Raw genomic sequence first — 2,449 nt, 5'->3', positions numbered from 1 at the left:
GGTGTCATCATTGGACTCAATACAACAGCCCTTATTCTGGCGGTATTAATCTATTTCTGCAACTTTGAGATGCTCCCCTCATCATGCACCTGCTTATGGTTGCCGTAACCTTTTGATTGGTGAGAAAGACAATAAGCTAGGGCTGCGAGAATTACTACCCACCGTTCATTTTCTGGGTTTGACAGCAACACCCACCTACAGCGAGGAATCTAGAAGAGGCTGGCTCTGGAAAATCTTTGAAAATAGAATTATCTATGAAGCAAATAAAAACACTCTGATCACTCAGAAGATTTTGGCTAGACCCAACTACATTGAGACGGCGACTAAAGTAGAACTAGAAATTAATGACGTAGTATATGACCGATTAGTAAAGCAGCATAAAGATCTACCTGAAGATCTCATTGAAACTCTTGCAACAAACTGGCAGAGAAACAATTTCATAGTAGATACTTACGTAGAAAATAAAGCTGCTTATGGAAAAACGATTATCTTTGCCGATCGCTGGTTTCAGTGCGTTTATCTAAAAGATAAGCTCCTTGAAAAAGGCATTAAAGCAGACGCTATTTACTCGCACATAGACGCTGATCCGGGTTCTGCCGAAGCTCGTAATAAACGTACACAAGATGATAACAAGCGAATTTTAAATCAATTCAAGACTGGAAAAGATGAACATGGCAATCATGCACCGCTTGACGTTTTAATTAATGTCAGAATGCTTACGGAAGGGGCGGATGTTCCTAGCGTTCAAACAGTATTCATCACTCGTCAAACAACAAGCTTTATTTTAATTACTCAAATGATCGGTAGAGCCTTGCGCGGCGAGAAAGCAGGCGGCAGTAGTGAAGCAAATATTGTTCTTTTCTTTGATGATTGGAAGCGTTTAATTGATTGGGCTACTCCGCTTGATGGGGATACGGAAGAAAACGAACCTTCTGTTAGAGAAGCTTACCCACTGGACTATATTTCAATTCGCTTAGTGGAAGAATTGGCAAAATCAATTGAAAGCGGCGGGGATTATAGGATTCTTCCGTTCTCAAAAATCTTTCCGGTTGGTTGGTACAAAACAGAGATCGTCTATGCTGATTCTGACGAGAAACAAGACTCAATGGAAGGTTTTACTGAGTTTGTTTTGGCTTACGAACATACCAAACAAAAACTTGACGCATTCATTAAGTTCATCTCTACCGCAAATTCATTGGATGAGTGGTCTAAAGAATATTTGGATGATGAATGGATGCAGCCTCAGATTGAACAATGGATTGAGGAACGGTTCGATCGCGAAACTGACAATATTGGTGAGAAGCTCAACTCAGATTTAATCAAGCTTGTGCGCCATATTGCTCAGAATCAATCTGTTCCTCCTTATCATTCATTTGAGGAAAGAGAGCTTTACGACCTGGATAAACTTGCTCAAAAAGTAGTTAATCTTCCTCCCCGCGTTTTGCGTGAACACTTAAGTCAAGAGTTTTCAAAACCTGGTATTTTATGGAAGACTTTCTACAAATCATTTAATCGCTTTGAAACAGCAGTGCAGGCAGCGGTTAGAGGCATTCTTGATTACGAGCTTTATGGAGAGAACACTTCTCAAACTGTTTCATTTCAAGCAACCACTTTTTCTGAAGAAGAACTAACTACGCAAGGAAAGATACAGGTTAAAAGGCGGGATGGCAATGCTTGTTTATGCTGTGGAGCAAAGGGAGCAGGAGTAAGATTACAGATTGATCACATTGTTCCTCTAAAATTTGGTGGTGAAACAACTTTAGAGAATTCACAAACGCTGTGTAGCATCTGCAACGGTACGAACGGTAAGGGAATTAATGAAATGAACTTTCGGTTTCATGCCACACAGCTAAGCCGTCCCAAGACGCTTGATTTGTCTCTACCCTATAAAGACCAGGATGAGATAAGAGCAATAACCAGAATTGTCAATTTCTTTTACCACTGCAAGGCAGTTTGCCAAGTGAATTGGCACGAAAGAAGGAATGGGAAGTACTACTTCGTTTGGGAGATTTGCTTATATGCTGGCAACCATCCTGAATGGCTACTCAACTATAAAGCGGAACTTTTAAGCTTTATTCAGAATGAGCTTGAGTGTTCCCATGTTCAAGATATTAAGGTTACTGTTCCTAATTAGTGGTGAAGCAGTTGATGCCTTTTTGAAACAATACGTTGCTTACTGATTTGCACTGCGATGGGAACCAATTTAGAGTGCGTCTCATCTGGATAATTGAATTTTCTCCTAGAAAAGCGCGATCTCTGTTGGACAAAGAAGGGGCGATCGGGATCTCGGCATCGGTTTTCGTGTAGTTTGTGCGGTTCCGTAGCCTTGCTTCCCGAAGGGTGGACTCTTTAATCTTTATACAATTGACGAGATTAGACCTCTTGCGTGAATAGAGGGAAGTGGCTACAAATAGATCAAGGAGGACTGATGACCTACAAACAACTGAGC

1 protein-coding gene is annotated in these 2,449 nt (G+C 41.0%); it reads left to right on the top strand.

Features of this window, described 5'->3' with window-relative positions:
• Positions 1-112 precede the first annotated feature (112 nt).
• On the top strand, positions 113-2,134 hold the full coding sequence (locus AB3R30_RS26785; RefSeq protein ID WP_458652254.1) for an HNH endonuclease: 2,022 nt from the start codon (positions 113-115) through the stop codon (positions 2,132-2,134).
• Positions 2,135-2,449: the final 315 nt, after the last annotated feature.

The organism is Sivoneniella epilithica UHCC 1019 (genome assembly GCF_040830845.1).
In the GTDB taxonomy this organism is placed as follows: domain Bacteria; phylum Cyanobacteriota; class Cyanobacteriia; order Leptolyngbyales; family Leptolyngbyaceae; genus ULC077BIN1.
Note: the sequence above shows the minus strand (reverse complement) of the source record. Positions and strands in the feature narration are given on the sequence as shown.